The organism is Streptomyces sp. NPDC091271 (assembly GCF_044757505.1).
Taxonomy (GTDB): Bacteria; Actinomycetota; Actinomycetes; order Streptomycetales; family Streptomycetaceae; genus Streptomyces.
The window spans coordinates 597,144-615,452 of the sequence record NZ_JBIVVD010000004.1 but is presented as its reverse complement, the minus strand read 5'-3'; the positions used below and the strand labels follow the sequence as shown (position 1 = coordinate 615,452).

Sequence of the window (18,309 nt, the reverse complement as noted above, 5' to 3'; positions counted from 1 at the left end):
GGGTTCCGGGCGATCAGGAGATCCTCCGGAGTCCGCCCGCCGGTCAGTCGGCGGTGTCTTCGCGTCCCCCGGTGTGGTCGTGATCGAGGAGGTGCTGGATCAGGAGATCGGCACCGAAGTCATTGGAGGGGTCACGCCAGACGCTGTGCACGTGGTTGGCGTCGTCCTCGGCGTTGTCGAATTCCACGAGTGTGACCGGGCCCTGGATGCGGAAGTAGTGCGGCTGCTCGATGGATGTGCCGCCTGCCCAGGCGAAGTGCAGATCCTCCACTCCCCCGGCAGCCGCGATCCGGTCCATCTCGAAGCCCACGAGGCCCGGCCGGGCGCGCTCGACGAACAGGGCCAGCAGCTCGTCGAAGTGCTTGCGCTGGGCCGGTGAGAGGTCACCGGCACGGAAGCCCCGGGGGTGGGCGCGGAAGTAAGCAAGGGCCTTGCGGTCCTCGTCGGTGATCATCGCGTCGCGGCGGCCGACCCCGTGGTAGGCGGGGTACTCGACCTCTCCGACGGTCGCGACGGTCCGGGTGACGAAGTCCGCCGGCGGCCTGGAATGGATGAGGGTCCGCTGCTGCTGGGAGGCGGTGAGACTGTCCAGAAGGACGAAGGCCGCGTCCTCCTCCTCCCCGAGGATCCGGAAGGGACCGAAGCGGGCGGGTTCGGCACCGAGCAGGAACGGGGTGGCGTTGACCAGGTCTCCGTCGACCACGGTGATGTTGATCGACAGATGGTGGCCCACCAGGCGCCAGCCCCAGGTGGTGTCCGGCTGCGGCTGGCCGAAGAAGACGAGGAAGTAGCCGCGCGCGTCGCGGAGCGTGGCTGCGACGTGCCCGAAAAGGGACTGGTTCAGTTCGCGGAGCACGTGCTCGTTGGACATCACCTGGACCACACGAGCGTACGCCGCGGTCGACATCGACTCGGCGATCAGCCGGTGCGCCAACACCTCCTGTCGCCGGTCCAGGTCTCCGAGCGCCACGCCCGGGCGGCCGGATTCCGGCAGGAAGTTCCAGTGCGTACGGTCTGAGCTCGTCCAGGGCAGCAGCGCCCGCTCACGCTGGTCCGCACTCAGTCCGTCGAAGAGCCCCATCGCCGCGAAGGTGACCGCCGTCGCGTCGAACGAGCCACCCGTCCGCGGCCGGTGGGCCTCCGGAAGCGCACCGTCAGGATGCTGATGTGGCGTTGCCCTCATGACGTTCCCTGCCTTTCTTCGTGGGGTGGGTCTGTGTGTGTGGGGGGGGGAGTGATGCTGCTCATTCGTACGACAGGGTGCGCTGTCCGTACGCCGGACCAGGACAGTGCCTCGGTAGTACTGCCGAGTCGGGGGCGTCGTCGGCTCGGCACCCTCCTGCGCCCTCGATTCGTGTTCACTTGTGCGCCGCGTCGTACCGGTACGGGCCGAGGCACATGAACATGCCTGCACAGACCATGCACACGACGGCCAGCGTGAGCATCGCCGGAGTGTAGGAGCCCGAGCTCTCCCGGCTCGCGCTCACCGCTGACGCGGCGATCGCCCCGCCGATCTGGAACGCCGAGAACGCGATGCCGTAGATCTTGCCGTAGGCCATACGTCCGAAGTGCCGAGGCACGAGATAGCTGAGGACGTCGAACTCGGCCCCGATCAGCAGACCGGCCAGCGCCGCGGCGATGAGGCCCGTCACCACGTTCGGTCCCGCCGCGAAGAGCAGCACCGATATGAGACCGCCGGTGAGGTTGAAGGCCATGACCACCGATGCCTTGAAGCGGTCGAGCAGCCACCCGGTCACGACCCTGGCCACGATGAGCGCGAGCCCGAGCGCGACAGGCACGAGGTTGGCGACGTGCTCCGGGACGCCGGCATCGAGCAACAGGGGAATCTGGTAGACCGTGATGGACGAGCCGACCAGCCCGAGCAGGAGGAACGCGCCCAGGATGAGCCAGAACGGCCGCCTACGCGCTGCGACCTTGAGCGTATCGCCACTCGTACTGACATCCGTCCTACGTGGGCTCGGTTCCGTGATGAGGAAGAACGCGATCGGGAAGGCGATGAGCGCAACCGCTCCCAGCCCGAGGAAAGCCGCTCGCCAGCCGAACGCCCCGATCAGCCACGCCGTCAGTATGGGGACGATCACCGTGCCGACCCCGATGCCAGAGTTGGCGATCCCCAGCGCGAACCCAAGCTTGCGCTCGAACCAGCCTGCCGTGAGCCGGAGGTAGGAGACCGGCCAGAGGCCCAGGCCGCAGACCGGGATGAGGGCCCAGGCCAGGTAGAACACGGACAGGTTGTCGGGCAGGAAATACATCCCCATGAGGGAGAGCCCGAAGACCGGAGAACTGCATAGGATGACTCGGCGGCCCCCGTACCGGTCGACCAGGTAACCCTGCAGGGGCGAAATGATCATGACCGTGATGCTGAGGAAGGAAGCAGCCAGGCCGATGTCGGAGACACCCCAGCCGAACTCACGGTGAAGCGGGGCGATGAACGCCCCGAACGACATGACCGTGAGAACACTGGGGCCGACGGTGAGCCCGAGCGCGGACGCTATGGCCGTACGCCACCCCGTCGCCTCCCTGCCCTTGTCGGACGGGTCTTCGCCTGCCCGGATGAGCGTTGCCGACTTGTCCATGGTCATGCGGAATCCTCCTTGATTCCCCTTGTGGAAGCGCCCCTTCTCCCGCACCGACGTGTCCGGTCACCGGACCGTCGGCCTGACTACGAGAGAGGGGGAGCCGGATCCACCCTGGCCGCCCGGCGTGTGAACCCTGGGTCCCGGCGGGCCGAGCGAGCCGCGGGCCCGTCGTCGATTACCTCGATTCCGCCGCAGGCTGGAGCGCTTGACGCAGACGTGAGACGAAGCGTGGGATGTCCTCGTGCTCGCCGGCCGCGAAGACGTAGAAGTCCGGCCGGGCGAGAAGCACCTCGCACCCGTGCTCGGCGAACCAGCGCTCGTAGGTCCCGTCGACATCCTGGAGGCCGCCCCCGCGCGAAACGTCGGCGATCACGCCACCCCTCTCGCGGAACCAGGCAGTGTCCTCGTCACTCAGGTACTCCGCAGGGTCCCCGGTACGGCTGATCAGCTGCCAGCCGCCACCGACGACATCGTCGAAGAGCCCCTCCCGGTCAGCGATACGAATGCGCCCTTGCGGTGCCAACCGGCCTTCGGCGTCCCTCCCCGGGATCGTCAGCGACGGCTCGCCCAGACGCGGGTGCGGGGGCTCCCGCGTCACGGCGTCGGGATCGGACGACCGCTTCTTCATGTCGGCGTCCCGTGTGGCCGCTCGGTCGACGTCGAGTTCGCAGATGACGCGACCGGCGGCCACCGCCTCGTCGATGATCTCCCGCACGTGGCCGGAGCGCTCCGGCCCGTAGGTGTCGAACACCGCCGGCGTCGCCAGCCCCTGGTGGACCATGATCAGCCGCCAGGTGAGCGCACGGGCGTCCCGCAGGCCGGAGCACAGCCCCTGCCCGAGGAAGGGAGGCATCAGATGGGCCGAGTCGCCCGCGAGGAACACGTTTCCCTTGCGCCAGGTGTGCGCCCAGCTCCCCCGGAATGTGTAAACGGCGTGGCGTTCCAGGCGGGCGGTCTCCGGTGTCACACCCCAGGGCGCCATGAGCCGCCAGGCCGTGCTGTCCCGGCCCAGTTCCTCGACGGTCATGTCCGCGCGGCGCATGAACTCGAAACGCCGTCGCCCCGGACCGCTGTTGACCGCGGTGGCGGGTTGCGCCGGATCACAGTACTGGGTGACGAAGGCACTCCAGTCCTCCTCCGCGAGCGGCTGGTAGTCCACCACCAGCCAGTCGGCCTGGAACCCCGAGTCGCCGGTCTCGATGCCGAGCTGGGAGCGCACCACGCTGTTGGCCCCGTCCGCGCCGATGAGCCACTGAGACCGGAGCTGCGCGGTTTCGGCCGGATCCTCGGTGCGGGCCACCCGGACGGACACTCCGTCGGCGTCCTGCGTCACGTCCTGGAAGGTCCATCCGCGGTGGACCCGCACGCCCGGCGTCGCGACCGCCATGTCTTCGAGGGCCGCCTCAAGATCGGGCTGGTAGAAGCCGTTGGTGTTCGCCCATCCCGACTCGGAGGCACGGTTCCAGTCGATGGCCTGCAGGAGTTCGCCTTCACCGTTGCGGAACTCGTACCCGCCCCGCTCCCCCTGGGATGCTTCGAACAAGTCGGCGTGGTCGTCCATGAGGCCCGCGAACTGCAGGATGCGGAGTGCCTCGTGGTCGATGGTGCACGCCCGTGGCAGTGGATACCGCTCCGGCCAGCGCTCCACGACGGACACCTGCAAACCGGCCCGGCCGAGGAGGAGAGCCGTCAGCAGCCCCACGGGACCACCGCCGACGACGAGGCAGTCCACCACAGGCCGGAAGTGCGCGGCGGGGATGGGATCCGGGCGCGTGGTCATGCGTCCCGCCCTCCTGCCTCGGTGCGGTCCGCAGGGGCGATCGGCGCGTGGTCGAACGGAGCGGGTCGGCCGCTCGGGTAGGTGAGGGCAGGCCGCCCCACCTCGTGGCCGTGGGCGTCCTGGGGCATGACGACACACTTGTGGTGCGGTGAAGCCGCCTGTGCCCGCCATGCCGTCGGCAGTTCCTCCAGCGCGACGGTGCGCACGTCGATCTCCAGCTCGTCACGGGCGAGGGCACTCCAGAGCCAGGTGAGCGCCGGCTGCTTCTTGGACAACGGGGTGTGCAGGCCCGCGAAGCCGGACAGCGTGAGTTGCTTGCCGCGCAGCAGCCCGGCCGGCACCTGTGCGGTCGGCCCGGCCGGGTTGCCGATGTTGATCACCCTGGCCCGTGGTGCGCATACTTGGAGTGCCGCCTCCAACGGCAGTCCGTAGACGCCGTCCAGGACGACGTCCACAGGTCCGGCCACCTCTCGCAGCCTGGCCGCCAGTTCGTCCACGCTCTCGTCGGGGCGCAGATCGACGACGGCGTCGGCGCCGAGCTGGAGAAGGCGTCCGAGGGCCGCGCGGTCGCGGGCGACGCCGACCACCCGGCTCGCGCCGCTGCGGTGCGCCACCTGGACCGCCAGCTGCCCGACCGAACCGGTGGCTCCCAGAACCAGCACGGTCTCGCCGGGGCGCAGACCGGCGTTCTCGACGAGCGGCATGTACGCGGCAGTGCCGGAGTTGCCGACCGCCGCTGCGAGCACGGGGTCGAGGCCTTCGGGCAACAGCAGGAGGTCCTCATCGACGATGAGCGCCTGCGTCGCGAAGGAACCCGGGGTGTCCGGCGACGCGTCGCACTCGCCGTAGACCCAGGAGCCCGGCGCATAGCGGTCCGAGTCGAGCACGACGCCCACGCACTCACTGCCCGGGACGTACGGAGCTTCGTGGCGAGCCGAGTGGAACGTCCCGGAGGCGATCACCAGGTCCAGCGGATTCAGCGGCGCCGCGACCACTGCCACGAGCGTGGTGCCAGGCGTACGCGGCCGCAACGTGACCGAACCCAACCGCGGTTCACTTCCGGGAGCGTCGACGACCGCTGCCGGAACCCCTCTCCGCCGCGCGCCGTCCGGCGCTTGCATGCTCTCCATCGTTAGCCTCAATTCCTCACAACCGTTGGCCGGCACGCTTCGTGCTGCCGCTGCGTATCGGTCGTCCGGGAAGGACGACGCCTTCCCCCGTCAGATGCTGGCCAGACGCCGGAAGCGGCTGCCGTGGAACACGAGGGGGGAGGTGTCGAGGACCGCGCTGAGACCCTGGATGCCGAGCAGCACGATGTCGTGGTCCCCGCACGGCACCTCTTCCTGGATCGTGCAGTCCAGCCACAGCGTGGCGCCCTCCACGAAGACGCTGCCGTCGTCGGAGGCGAACCAGTCCACGCCGGCGAACCGGTCTCCGCCCTTGCTCGCCAGCCGGGCGCAGATCTCGTCCTGGCCCTCGGCCAGCACGCTCAGCCCCAGCCTGGGACGCTCCCGCAGCTTGGGCCAGGTCGTGGAGGTGTGCTGTATGCACACCGACACCAGTGGTGGGTCCATCGACACGGAGGTGAATGAGCTTGCGGCGAGCCCCACGGGCTCGCCGTCGCGGTAGGCACACAGGGCGGTGACTCCGGAGGGGAAACATCCGAACGCCTGCCGCAGCTGCTGAGCGGCCTGCACCGGCTCGATATCTCTCACCGAGATCTCCTTCTCGGTCTGCGTGCGGGCCGTCCCGGCCGACGCAGACGTGATGGGTGTGGGCGTATTGGAAGGTGGTGCTGTGTGAAGTCGTCAGAAGCTCTGCTCGGGAGCTTCGGAACCTCGGCTCGGGTTTCGGGGCTCTGCTCGGACGGGTCCGCGCCAGCGATCCGCTCTCAGGCCGAGGGAACGCCTGCCACGGTGTCCAGCCAACCCCGGACGGCCTGGGCATCGGCGTCGAGGACGGGCGGGGGACGGTGGCTGACGCGGGTCGTCTCCGTCTCGGCGCCGTCGGCGTCGACGGTGTACGTCCGCAGGGCCGATCCCGGCAGCGAGATCTTCCCCAGACTCTGGTGCTCGACGTCGACGAGAAGCCCCTGGGAGCGGGTCTGCTCCCACTCGTAGACCTCGTCGAGGGTGCGGACCCGGCCGGCCGGTATGTCGATGTCGGCGAGCTGGTCCAGGAGTTCGTCCGGCCCGAGCTCCAAGAACGCGTTCTCGAGCAGTGCGGTGAGGCTCTCCCGGTTCGCCAGGCGGTCGGCGTTCGTCGCATAGCGCGGGTCGTCCGCCGCGAGGTCGAAGGCCACGCAGAGGCGCCGCCACATGGCGTCGTTCCCGCAGGCGATCTGCACGCTTCCACCCGCGCAGCGGAACAGTCCGTACGGAGCGATCGTCGGGTGCTGGTTCCCCTGCGCCCGGCCGACCTCGCCGGCCACGGTCCAGCGCGTCCCCTGGAAGGCATGGGCGGCGACGACGGAGGCCAGCAGCGACGTGCGCACGATCTGCCCCCGGCCGGTGCGGTCGCGTTCGCGCAGGGCGGCGAGCACGCCGAAGGCGCCGTTCATGCCGGCGAGCAGGTCGGCGATCGGTACGCCGACGCGCTGGGGGTGCGCGGGATCCGGTCCGGTGAGGGACATCAGGCCACCCTCGCCCTGCGCGATCTGGTCGTACCCGGCACGGCTCGCTTCGGGTCCGTCGTGGCCGAATCCACTGATCGACAGCACCACCAGCCGGGGATTGAGCTCTATCAGCCGTGCGGTCCCGAATCCGAGTCGCTGCAGCGCGCCCGGCTTGTAGTTCTCGAGCAGGACGTCTGCCTGTTCGATGAGCCGGGCGAGCACCTGTGCGTCCTCGTCCCGCTTCAGATTGAGCGTGATCGATTCCTTGTTCCTGTTGCACGACAGGAAGTACGTCGACTCCTCGGTGCCGTCGTCCGCCTGGACGAAAGGCGGCCCCCAGGAACGGGTGTCGTCCCCCGCGGGACTCTCAACCTTGATCACACGGGCGCCGAGGTCACCGAGCATCATGGCCGCCTGGGGCCCGGCGAGCGCGCGGGTCAGGTCGACGACGAGCAGTCCGGCAAGTGATCCGGTCATGAACGGGCCTCCGGGGCGCTGAACGACGGGCTGGCCGGGTTCGGTCGGATCACGAGCATGCTCGCTGCGAGATTGGTGTGGTTCTCGACTGCCCGGAGCGTTCCGGTGGTGAGGCGCGCCCCGTCGAGAGCGTGCAGGACGTGAGTGGTCCCGTCGCCTTCGGTGAGGGTCAGGGCGCCGGTCAGCACGATGTAGAGCGTCTCCAGCGCGACGGGCGACATGTCCGCTCGCCCACCGGGAACGTAGTGCGACAGGGCTGCCGTCACGGCGCCGTCGTACTGCTCGCCACCGAAGAGATGGATGGGGCCGACGCCGTGGTGGCCTGGGGGCTGGAAGCGTGCGGCCTCAGCGAGATGGGTGATGTCTATCGGCATGGTGGTCACTCGATTCTGGCTGGGCGTGCAGGCCAGGTGCTTGCGATGGCAGACAATGACGACAATCAGCCGTGTCCGCAGCGGCCGTGCGGCGCATACGGAGAGGGCTTCACGGGCCTGCTGCTCCGGGCGACCGCCGGCTGGCCGGGGTGACGCGATGGAACGTTGCGGTCAGGAGCACCATGCGGGAGCCGAGGCAAATCTGTCAACATTTTCTCGCCGCCTCTCTACAGGCCACCACATAGGAACTGCAGCGCGTCCTCCAAGGCGATCCATGCACTCCCTTATCAACCTGGCTCGGCCGACCTGAGGCCGATCAAGGTGACGAGGAACCCTTCTCGGGTGACCACTCCGTAAACTGTTGACATTTTTAGAGCGCCTTTTAGTATGGCTCCCGAAGCCAGACGCCTCCTGAGCGGGCTCGCCACCCACCCAGGGGCATCACACAGGCAGGGAAGGAACCGGCCACGGCCGACATCGCACGGAGCGAACCCCCGACGCGACAGCGCCTTGCTCGGGACCTCGGCTCCCGTCGACCGCAGTCGACCGCACATCGGCCGGGCACGGCGAAACGACCTTGCGAGGCCCGTCCGCCCCCACGCCTCGTCCCACGACCTCGTTAGGGCCTCCATGACCGTTCTGCCTGACGACGGGCTCCCGCTCGCCGCCGAGTTCCCCGACGCCTCACATGAGCAGTGGCGCAACCTCGTACGGGATGTCCTGCGCAAGTCAGGTGGAAGTATCTCCGCGACCTCAGCGGAGGACGTCCTGTCCACCGAGCTGGAGGACGGGCTGCGCACCCGGCCCCTCTACACCGAGAGCGACGCCGCGCCCGACCCGGGCCTTCCCGGCAGTGCGCCCTTCGTGCGCGGCGGGCGGGCGCAGGGGAACACGGTCGGCGGCTGGGACGTGCGCCAACAGCACACGGTGGCCGACAGCAACTCGGTCCTGACCGACCTTGAGAACGGGGTCACCTCCCTCTGGCTGGTCGTGGGCGACACCGGCATCCCGGTACCTGCGCTCGAAGGGGTACTGAAGGGCGTCCATCTCGACCTGGCACCGCTCGTCCTCGACGCCGGACGCGACGTACCGGCTGCCGCGGAGGAGTTGCTGCGGCTGTACGAGGAGCGAGGCATCGCCGGGACAGTCGCGCGGGGCAACCTGGGAGCCGATCCGCTGGGCCACGAGGCGCGTACGGGCGAGGCGCTGGATACCGCACCGCTGCTCGGTCTCGCGCGGCAGTGCGCCGCGCAATACCCGGGACTGCGGGCGTTCACCGTCGACGCGCTGCCCCACCATGAGGCAGGCGGGTCCGCGGCGCAGGAGCTGGGCTGCTCCCTGGCGACGGGAGTCGCCTACCTGCGCGAGCTGACGGCGGCGGGCCTTGACGTCGAGGCAGCATGCGGACAGCTGGAGTTCCGTTACGCGGCGACGGCCGACCAGTTCCTGACCGTGGCCAAACTGCGAGCGGCGCGACGGCTGTGGTCGCGGGTTGCCGACGCCTGCGGGGCAAGCCGGGCGGGGGCACAGCTCCAGCACGCGGTGACCTCGCCGGTGACGATGACGCGCCGGGACCCGTGGGTGAACATGCTTCGCACCACCGTCGCGACTCTGGCCGCCGGGGTGGGGGGAGCCGACTCCGTCACCGTGATGCCCTTCGACAGCGCGCTCGGTCTGCCGGACGCGTTCGCGCGCCGCGTCGCCCGCAACACCTCCACCATTCTCATCGAGGAGTCCCACCTGTCCCGGGTGATCGATCCCGCCGGCGGCTCGTGGTACGTGGAGCGGCTGACCGACGATCTGGCGCAGGCGGCCTGGGCGTTCTTCCAGGAGATCGAGCGGGCAGGCGGCCAGCAGACGGCCCTGCGCTCCGGGCTGGTCGGCGAGAGACTCGCCGCGACCTGGTCCGTACGCAGCGCGAAACTGTCCACACGGCATGAACCGGTGACGGGTGTCAGTGAGTTCCCGCTGCTGACGGAGAAACCGGTCGTACGCGAGCCGTTCCCGGAGCCACCGTCCGAAGGGCTTCCCCGGGTGCGCCGCGACGAGGCGTTCGAGGTGCTCCGCGCCCGCTCCGACGCCCACCTCGCCGCCACCGGCGCCCGGCCACGCGTCTTCCTGGCCGCGCTGGGCCCGGCAGCCGCGCAGACCGCGCGCCTCGCCTTCGCCTCGAACCTGTTCCTGGCCGGCGGTATCGAACCCGTCGTCGACGGCACCTTCGAGGAGAGCGGAGCCCGGGAGGCGTGCCTCTGCTCCAGCGACGCGCTCTACGCGGAGCAGGCCGAGTCCGTCGCCGGACAACTACGGATCGCGGGCGCCGAGCACGTATCCCTCGCCGGCCCCCCGGGGCACCACACCGGTGTCGATACGTACGTCTTCAGGGGCTGCGACGCAGTCGCAGTGCTCTCCGCGGCCCTCGACCGCATGGGAGTGTCCTGATGTCCATCCCTGACTTCTCCGGGATCAAGCTCGGAACGCCGAAGGCCGAGGCCACCGTCGACGAGTGGCGTACGGCGGTCGAGCGAGTCTCCGAGGGCGATGACCTGCTCTGGGAGACGCCGGAGGGCATCGAGGTCAAGCCGCTGTACACGGGACGGGACCTGGAGGGGCTCGATTTCCTCGGGACCTACCCCGGCATCGCGCCGTACGTGCGCGGCCCGTACCCGACGATGTACGTCAACCAGCCCTGGACGATCCGTCAGTACGCCGGCTTCTCCACGGCCGAGGAGTCCAACGCCTTCTACCGCCGGAACCTCGCGGCAGGACAGAAGGGCCTGTCCATCGCGTTCGATCTGCCCACCCACCGCGGCTACGACAGCGACCACCCCCGGGTGACGGGTGACGTCGGCATGGCGGGCGTGGCGATCGACTCGATCTACGACATGCGCCAGCTCTTCGACGGCATCCCGCTGGACCGGATGTCGGTGTCCATGACGATGAACGGCGCCGTGCTGCCCGTGCTCGCCCTGTACATCGTCGCCGCGGAGGAGCAGGGGGTCGCCCCCGAGAAGCTGGCCGGGACCATCCAGAACGACATCCTCAAGGAGTTCATGGTCCGCAACACCTACATCTACCCGCCCGGCCCCTCGATGCGGATCATCTCCGACATCTTCGCGTTCACCTCCCAGAAGATGCCCCGGTACAACTCCATCTCCATCTCCGGCTACCACATCCAGGAAGCCGGCGCGACGGCCGACCTGGAGCTGGCGTACACCCTGGCCGACGGGGTGGAGTATCTACGGGCGGGGCAGGCGGCGGGCTTGGACGTGGACGCGTTCGCCCCTCGCCTCTCCTTCTTCTGGGCGATCGGCATGAACTTCTTCATGGAGATCGCGAAGCTCCGGGCCGCCCGGCTCCTCTGGGCGAAGCTGGTCAAGGAGTTCGGCCCGAAGAACCCCAAGTCCCTCTCGCTGCGCACCCATTCGCAGACATCCGGCTGGTCACTCACAGCCCAGGACGTGTTCAACAACGTCACCCGCACCTGCGTCGAGGCGATGGCGGCGACCCAGGGACACACGCAGTCGCTGCACACCAACGCCCTCGACGAGGCCCTCGCCCTGCCCACCGACTTCTCCGCACGCATCGCCCGCAACACCCAGCTCCTGCTCCAGCAGGAATCCGGCACGACACGCGTGATCGACCCCTGGGGCGGCAGCGCATACGTCGAGAAGCTGACACACGACCTCGCCCGCCGCGCCTGGCAGCACATCCAGGAAGTGGAGCAGGCGGGCGGCATGTCGAAGGCCATCGACGCGGGCATACCGAAGCTCCGGATCGAGGAAGCCGCCGCGCGTACGCAGGCCCGCATCGACTCGGGGCGGCAGCCCGTCATCGGGGTTAACAAGTACCGGGTGGAGACCGACGAGAAGATCGACGTCCTCAAGGTCGACAACTCCTCGGTGCGCAACCAGCAGATCGAGAAGCTGCGCCGGCTGCGCGCGGAGCGCGACGAGACGGCCTGCCAGGACGCCCTGGGGGCGCTAACCCGAGCCGCCGGGGGCGAGGGCAACCTGCTGGAACTCGCTGTGCACGCTGCCCGGGCGAAGGCCACGGTCGGGGAGATATCGGACGCCCTGGAGAAGGTCTACGGCAGGCACGCGGGCCAGATCCGCACGATCTCCGGCGTATACCGCAAGGAAGCAGGTCAATCCCCCTCCGTGGACCGCACACGGTCCCTCGTGGACGACTTCGAGGAGGCGGAGGGGCGGCGTCCGCGCATCCTCGTCGCCAAGATGGGCCAGGACGGACACGACCGCGGCCAGAAAGTGATCGCGACCGCCTTCGCCGACCTGGGCTTCGACGTCGACGTCGGTCCGCTGTTCCAGACGCCGGCCGAGGTCGCCCGCCAGGCCGTCGAGGCGGACGTGCACGTCGTGGGCGTCTCGTCGCTGGCCGCCGGTCACCTCACCCTCGTCCCGGCGCTGCGCGAGCAGCTCGCCGACCAGGGTCGCGAGGACATCATGATCGTTGTAGGCGGGGTGATCCCGCCTCAGGACGTTCCCGAGCTGCTGGAGATGGGCGCAGCGGCCGTCTTTCCGCCTGGGACGGTGATCCCGGATGCGGCCCACGACCTGGTCCGGCGGCTGGCCACCGCCCTCCGGCACGATCTCTGAAGGCCTCAATCACCATGGCGATCGACCTCGGCACGTACGTCAAGGGAGTGCTCGACGGTGAGCGGGCGGTCATCGCCCGCGCCATCACACTCGTCGAATCCACTCACCCCCGGCACCGGGCCATGGCCCAGCGGCTGCTGACGGAGCTGATGCCGCACAGCGGCAGGGCCCGGCGGATCGGGATCAGCGGGGTACCAGGCGTAGGCAAGTCCACATTCATCGACGCCTTCGGCACCATGCTGACGGAACGAGGGCACCGGGTCGCCGTCCTGGCCGTGGACCCTTCCTCCAGTCGAACCGGCGGCTCCATCCTCGGCGACAAGACCCGCATGGAACGCTTGGCCGTCGACACCGCGGCCTTCGTCCGCCCCTCCCCCACGGCCGGCACCCTCGGCGGCGTCGCCCGATCGACCCGCGAGTCGATCGTCGTGGTGGAGGCCGCCGGCTACGACGTCGTCCTGGTCGAGACCGTCGGCGTCGGCCAGTCCGAGACGGCCGTGGCGAACATGGTCGACTCCTTCCTGCTGCTTGCGCTGGCCCGTACCGGTGACCAGTTGCAAGGCATCAAGAAGGGCATCCTGGAGCTGGCCGACATCATTGCCGTCAACAAGGCGGACGGCCCTCAGCAGCGCGACGCCCGAGCCGCTGCACGGGAGTTGGCGGGCGCCCTGCGATTGCTGCACGGCAGGGACGCCTACTGGACCCCGCCGGTGCTCACCTGCAGCGCCCGGGAGTCGACCGGTCTCGATTCCGTCTGGGAGCGACTGGAACAGCACTGGACCCTGTTGGAGTCCACCGAACGTCTCACCGAGCAGCGCCGCACCCAGCAGATCGACTGGACTTGGACCATGGTGCGTGAAGAGCTGCTCGGTCGCCTGCACTCCAGCCAAGCCGTGCAGTCAGTGACACCCGCCCTGGAACAGCAAGTCAGAGACGGCGAGGTGACACCCACCCAGGCCGCCAAGCGCATCCTGAGCGCTTTGGCCGAACACAACGACTGCGGCGCCGCGCCCCGCACCAGCGACTCGGAGTAGGACGCTGGATCGCGTACTCGCCGCTGGGCCGCCGCTGGCACGGATGACCCTCCGGCAAGGCGGGCGGCGCGAGCTGGGATTCAGGTTGACCACGTCCAGGAGAGGCGTACACGGCCTCATCCTGTCGACAGTTACTGCACAGTGGGCACTCAGCCCGTCCGCAGCGCGAAGACGAGGACCGATCGATCGACTCGCACCTCCACACGGACTGGCATGCCACAATCCCTGTATATAGGCTCTGCTTACTTACGATTCACGGCAAGCGGCCCACTCGCTTCTCAGGAGCCCAGCCTCTATACCCCTACGCCATGTCGCGTACGCATCCTTGTCGCAGCCCATAAATGTTGACAGTTTTTCCACAGAGTCCCATAATGGTGCTCATGCCCCTCACCCCTCCCCGTCGCCCCCCTAGCCGCTGAGATGGCGCGGACGAGTTCGAGGGAACGCCCGCCCTCGGCGAGGGTGCCAAAATCCCGACAAGCATGCGCCCGATCGGCCGGATCAGGGCCGTTTTCGTCGCCGGTCCCGTCACGTCCCTCGGAAAGGCGTCACCTCTGCCCCGTCCGGAACGGAATGGCAGGGGCCAAGAACTTCCGCCGGTCCGGTGCTCCTGGACAGCCACCGGGCCGGCGGATCCGTCACCGTTCGCGTCGACCATGAGGCCACTCACACCCCGCCCCGGCCGCACCTGTCCGAGGTGCCCTGCCTCGCGGCCGGGGCGGTCAACTCGGCCCTCGGCACAGCTCAGCAAGCATGGTCGGCGTGAGGTCGGGAGCACGCCTGGACGAGCGGTTAGCTGACCACCCGTCAGCAGAGTCAGCATTGGTCCGTCCAGACCTGCACACACACGGCGAGACCTCCGCCTGACAGCCGACCCCGGACGGTATCGCAAAGCAAACTTGCAGCAGCAAGTCACGCCTGACAGTCAGGTGCGATCCACGCCCCCACTTCCGCTGACCTCTGGAGCCCTATAAAGCCCTGCTCAGCGAGTACGACCCCGCGGCTTCAAGGGCCCCGGCGGTAGCTCCGGGGCGGAGAGCCGCGCCCCTGCATACCCGTTCACCTCCCCGAACCTCACCCCCTTCACCCAGTCCTCGCGGGCCCTGCTGATGTCGTCGTGGGTTCTGGCCACGAAGTTCCACCACATGACGATCTCCTCCTCGAACGGCTCGCCGCCGAGGAGCATCAGCCCGGCATCGGACTCGGCACGCAGGGGAAGTTCGGTGCGGCCGCAGCCGAGGTAGAGCATCGCCCCCGCGAGGACCGGGACACCGTCGACATGGGCCTCGCCGGACATCGACAGCACCGCGTACTCGAAGTCGGGGTCGAGCGGCAGCCGGGCTTCCGCGCCGGCGGTCAGGGCCAGATCGGCTCCGACGATCGGGGTGTAGGAGCGGCCCGGCGATACTGCTCCGTCGAGTTCCCCCAGGATCACGGTGGCGGTGACCCCCGGCGCCGTGACGGCGGGCAGGTCGGTGTGGTGCTGGAAGTGCGGCTCGACATGCCGGTCGGCGTCGGGCAGGGCCACCCAGAGCTGGGCACCGTGCAGAAACCTGGCGTGTGGTTTCGGGCTCTCCTCGCTGTGGCTGATGGCCCTGCCGGAAGTCATCAGGCCCAGTTCCCGGGGCCGGATCTGCTGGAGGCTGCCCAGGCTGTCCCGGTGCAGCACCTCCCCTTCGTGCAGCCAGCTGACCGTCTGCAGCCCCATGTGGGGGTGCGGCGGCACCTGCATCCCGGGCTCGTCGGCGATGTCGTCGGGGCCGTAGTGATCCACGAACGCCCAGGCACCGACCATGCGGCGTCCCAGATTGGGCAGCAGTCTGCGCACCTCGGTGGATTCGCCGAGCTGGACATGGCGCGGGGTGAGGAGTTCACGTACCGGTTCGGCGACGACGAAGCCGCGTCCTCCGCAGACGGAGGGAGCGGCCTGGCGATCGAGATTGCTCATGGCGCACAACCTATTCCCGTACGGCGATGGAGCACCGGTCCCACGCCGAAATTTTAGTGGAATGTTCAACCACTGTGCGGTGTTGACGGGTCCGAAGGCATTACGGCCGAGGAGGAGAAGTGGACGACACCTACTACGAGTTCGGTACGCCCGCCGACCGCTGGGACCGGGCCCAGCTGTTCTTCGAGGCGAAGGAGTACATGACCGCGGCCCGGATCCTCGGCGGGCTGGTGCAGGAGGTACCGGAGCAGGTGGCGCCGCGGCTGCTGCTGGCCCGCTCCTATTACCACTCGGCGAGGCTCGGCAAGGCCGAGGCGGAGTTGCGCGAGGTGCTGGAGCGCAGTCCTGTCGAGGACTACGCGCGGCTGATGCTCGGGCGCACCCTCGAGCGTCAGGGTCGGCACGCGGAGGCGGCTCCCCACCTGCGGATGGCCCACGCGATGACCGGGGACCTCGGACCAGAGCTTCCGGCACGTGAGCAGCCGAACCAGGCGTGACACACGCACACCGGCCGGGGGACAACGCTTCAGTCCCCCGGCCCGGGTCACCTTTCCGCGTTCGACACCCGGTCCAGCCATTCGGTCATCAGCGCCGATTCAGCCGTACTGAGCCCTGATCCGTGCGACCGGCGCAACAGGGCCCCCAGCCTGGCGGCGGCGGAGGGGACTTCGGCGTCCACCGGCTCGCTCGCTCGCGCGTCCGGGGTGAGCACGGCGGCGTGCACGGCGTCGCGAACACGCACCGACACCCCGGCGTCCTGGAAGGTCGCGGGCCGGGAGACCAGCATCAGCGCGACACCCGTCGTGGCCGACATGATCATCTGGGCCGCCAGGTCGGGAGCTACGCGCAGCTTCCCCTGTTCGGCCGCCCGCTCCAGGTCCCGGGTCAGGATGCTGTGTGACTCGAAGGCGGCCGCCGGCGGCGTCCGCATCGCCGGGGAGTTCATCAGCCGGTACAGATTCGGGTTCCGGAGAGCGAAATCGACATGACTGTCCCAGCCGTTACGGAGATCCTCGACAGGGTCGGCGGTCTCGCCACGCTCCCGCTTGGTCGCCAGATAGGCGTCGAAGCCGTGGTCGACGACCGCCGACAACAGGCCTTCCTTGTCCCCGAAGTATCTGTAGAGGGCAGGTGCTCCGACCTGCGCCGCCTCGCACACGGCGCGCGTGGAGATGTCCCCGTCGGGGGACTCCGCGACCAGCCGGGCCGCGACTTCGAGGATGCGCGCTCGTGTACTCACCGGAGGGACGCTATCAAGCGCCCTACGGGGCGTTCCGGACGGTGGGGGCAGGGGCGTCCCACCCTCCGCGGCCTCCCCTTCGGCGCTTCGGCCCACGGCATATCGAGGCATGGCCGGACCGACCGCCCGCTCAGACGATTCCGCCGTTGGCACGCAGCACCTGGCCGTTGACCCAGCGGGCGGGACCGGCGAGGAAGGCGACGACCTCCGCGATGTCCTGGGGGACGCCCAGCCGCTCGAGGGGAGGCTGGGCGGCCATCCTCGCGATGGTCTCCTCGTCCTTGCCGTCCAGGAACAACGCCGTGGCGGTGGGTCCGGGGGCGACGGCGTTGACCGTGATGTCCCGGCCACGCAGCTCACGGGCGAGGATCAGCGTCATCGCCTCCACGGCCCCCTTGGTGGCCGCATAGGCGGTGTATCCGGGAATGGCCAGCCCCAGCACCGAACTGGAGAAGTTGATGATCGCCCCTCCTCCGCGCAAGCGGCGTGCAGCCTGCTGGTCGACGACGAAGGTCCCGCGGATATTGGTGCGGTACATCCGGTCCAGCGCGTCCAGGTCGAGGTCGACCAGCGGGGATAGCGACATGACGCCCGCGGCGTGAACGACGACGTCGACTCCCCCGAAGGCCTCCTCGGCGGCGTCGAAGAGAGCGGAGACCGCCGCCTCGTCGGCGACGTCCGCCTGGTGCGCGACCGCCTCGCCACCTGCGGCGACGACGGCGGCCACGGCCGCTTCGGCCTCGGCCTTGTTTCCGGCGTAGTTGACGACGACCGCGAACCCGTCCGCCGCCAGCCGCTCGACACTCTCGCGGCCGATACCTCGCGAGCCCCCGGTGACAAGCGCGACCCTGCGTGCGGGGGTGGTGTGCTGCTCGGTCATGACGTTGCTCCTGTGGCAGAGAACTTGCCGTCGGTTCCACGAAACCCTGACAAGAACAACGCTAACACTGCGCCGGTAGCACCGCTACCTCAAGGCCGTAGCGACGTTACTAGCGTCGCTACCCTCGCCGGGAGCGAATATTCGCGTGCGCCCGCCCTCCGAGCGCTGACAGTCAGGCGTCATGGACCTGGACATCCTCATGACCACCCGTCTCGCCCTGCATCCACTGACCGCCGCGCAGGCAGCAGTGGTGGAGGCCGGTGACACGCACACCTCTCCGGACACGGCACGGTGGGCGCCCGGTTACCCCGATGAGGGCGACCGGGCAGGCGCCCGCCGCTTCCTGGCGGCCTGCGCGACCACCGGAAACCCGCAGCCCTTCGGCCCGTACGAGATACGACGCCGTACGGACGCGATGGCGATCGGCGGCGTGGCCTTCCACGGCAGACCGGACACCGCAGGCCAGGTCACCGTCGGATACGGCGTCATCAGCTCGGCACGCGGCCGGGGCTACGCCTCCGAGGCGCTCAGGGCGCTGCTGGCCTTCGCCCGGTCCCAGGGGGTCCGTTCAGTGAAGGGTGACGCCGATCTGGACAACATCGGATCCCATCGCGTCATGGCGTCGGCCGGCATGCGCCTGGTCGCGGTGGACGACCGGCTGAAGCACTACCGCGTCGACTGGCCCGGCACTTCGCCGGGGAACGAAGTGCTCTGGTCCGACAGTGCGGTCCGGTGAGAAGGGACGCGCC

15 protein-coding genes are annotated in these 18,309 nt (G+C 69.2%); 5 read left to right on the top strand and 10 right to left on the bottom strand.

Features of this window, described 5'->3' with window-relative positions:
• Nucleotides 1-43: 43 nt before the first annotated feature.
• The 7 genes from ACIQM3_RS19290 to ACIQM3_RS19260 form a co-directional block, all read right to left on the bottom strand.
• Entirely contained in the window at nt 44-1,183 is a 1,140-nt protein-coding gene (locus ACIQM3_RS19290; RefSeq protein WP_401625609.1) for a DUF3500 domain-containing protein, read from the bottom strand.
• Nucleotides 1,184-1,358: 175 nt separating this feature from the next.
• Complete coding sequence (locus ACIQM3_RS19285) at nt 1,359-2,603, bottom strand: MFS transporter (protein ID WP_401625606.1); 1,245 nt, start codon at nt 2,601-2,603, stop codon at nt 1,359-1,361.
• Between the two features lie 172 nt (nt 2,604-2,775).
• Nucleotides 2,776-4,380, bottom strand: a complete 1,605-nt coding sequence (locus ACIQM3_RS19280; RefSeq protein WP_401625603.1) for a bifunctional 3-(3-hydroxy-phenyl)propionate/3-hydroxycinnamic acid hydroxylase — start codon at nt 4,378-4,380, stop codon at nt 2,776-2,778.
• Nucleotides 4,377-5,501 carry a zinc-binding alcohol dehydrogenase family protein gene (locus tag ACIQM3_RS19275; protein ID WP_401625600.1) on the bottom strand — a complete coding sequence of 375 codons (1,125 nt, stop codon included), beginning with the start codon at nt 5,499-5,501 and terminating at the stop codon, nt 4,377-4,379. Before ACIQM3_RS19275 ends, ACIQM3_RS19280 begins: the two co-directional genes overlap by 4 nt.
• Nucleotides 5,502-5,600: 99 nt before the next feature.
• Nucleotides 5,601-6,095 (bottom strand): flavin reductase family protein, encoded by a 495-nt coding sequence (locus ACIQM3_RS19270; RefSeq protein WP_401625597.1) that lies wholly within the window; start codon nt 6,093-6,095, stop codon nt 5,601-5,603.
• 176 nt (nt 6,096-6,271) lie between these two features.
• A complete protein-coding gene (locus ACIQM3_RS19265) occupies nt 6,272-7,471 on the bottom strand; it encodes a CaiB/BaiF CoA transferase family protein (RefSeq protein WP_401625595.1) in 1,200 nt (399 codons plus the stop codon).
• Nucleotides 7,468-7,845 (bottom strand): cupin domain-containing protein, encoded by a 378-nt coding sequence (locus tag ACIQM3_RS19260; RefSeq protein ID WP_401625593.1) that lies wholly within the window; start codon nt 7,843-7,845, stop codon nt 7,468-7,470. The genes ACIQM3_RS19265 and ACIQM3_RS19260 overlap by 4 nt, the downstream gene beginning before the upstream one ends.
• Nucleotides 7,846-8,475: 630 nt before the next feature.
• Here ACIQM3_RS19260 and ACIQM3_RS19255 point away from each other — a divergent pair.
• From ACIQM3_RS19255 to meaB, 3 genes are read left to right on the top strand one after another with little or no spacing between them, the layout of a single operon-like run.
• Nucleotides 8,476-10,284 (top strand): methylmalonyl-CoA mutase family protein, encoded by a 1,809-nt coding sequence (locus ACIQM3_RS19255; protein WP_401625590.1) that lies wholly within the window; start codon nt 8,476-8,478, stop codon nt 10,282-10,284.
• Nucleotides 10,284-12,458, top strand: a complete 2,175-nt coding sequence (gene scpA, locus ACIQM3_RS19250) for a methylmalonyl-CoA mutase (RefSeq protein WP_401625587.1) — start codon at nt 10,284-10,286, stop codon at nt 12,456-12,458. The genes ACIQM3_RS19255 and scpA overlap by 1 nt, the downstream gene beginning before the upstream one ends.
• 14 nt (nt 12,459-12,472) lie before the next feature.
• A complete protein-coding gene (gene meaB / locus ACIQM3_RS19245; protein ID WP_401625585.1) occupies nt 12,473-13,492 on the top strand; it encodes a methylmalonyl Co-A mutase-associated GTPase MeaB in 1,020 nt (339 codons plus the stop codon).
• Nucleotides 13,493-14,474: 982 nt separating this feature from the next.
• On the opposite strand, the gene ACIQM3_RS19240 is transcribed toward meaB, so the two are convergent.
• The gene (locus ACIQM3_RS19240; protein WP_401625583.1) at nt 14,475-15,440 is read right to left on the bottom strand and encodes a pirin family protein; all 966 of its coding nucleotides are present in this window, start codon (nt 15,438-15,440) and stop codon (nt 14,475-14,477) included.
• 119 nt (nt 15,441-15,559) lie between these two features.
• On the opposite strand from ACIQM3_RS19240, the gene ACIQM3_RS19235 reads away from it, so the two are divergent.
• Nucleotides 15,560-15,937, top strand: a complete 378-nt coding sequence (locus ACIQM3_RS19235; RefSeq protein WP_401625580.1) for a tetratricopeptide repeat protein — start codon at nt 15,560-15,562, stop codon at nt 15,935-15,937.
• A gap of 47 nt (nt 15,938-15,984) precedes the next feature.
• Here ACIQM3_RS19235 and ACIQM3_RS19230 read toward each other — a convergent pair whose 3' ends face one another.
• Nucleotides 15,985-16,680: a TetR/AcrR family transcriptional regulator gene (locus tag ACIQM3_RS19230; protein ID WP_401625577.1), complete on the bottom strand. Its 696-nt coding sequence runs from the start codon at nt 16,678-16,680 to the stop codon at nt 15,985-15,987.
• A gap of 130 nt (nt 16,681-16,810) precedes the next feature.
• On the bottom strand, nt 16,811-17,560 hold the full coding sequence (locus ACIQM3_RS19225; RefSeq protein WP_401625574.1) for an SDR family oxidoreductase: 750 nt from the start codon (nt 17,558-17,560) through the stop codon (nt 16,811-16,813).
• A gap of 181 nt (nt 17,561-17,741) precedes the next feature.
• Between ACIQM3_RS19225 and ACIQM3_RS19220 the strand changes: the two genes are divergently transcribed.
• Complete coding sequence (locus ACIQM3_RS19220; RefSeq protein WP_401625571.1) at nt 17,742-18,296, top strand: GNAT family N-acetyltransferase; 555 nt, start codon at nt 17,742-17,744, stop codon at nt 18,294-18,296.
• Nucleotides 18,297-18,309 lie beyond the last annotated feature (13 nt).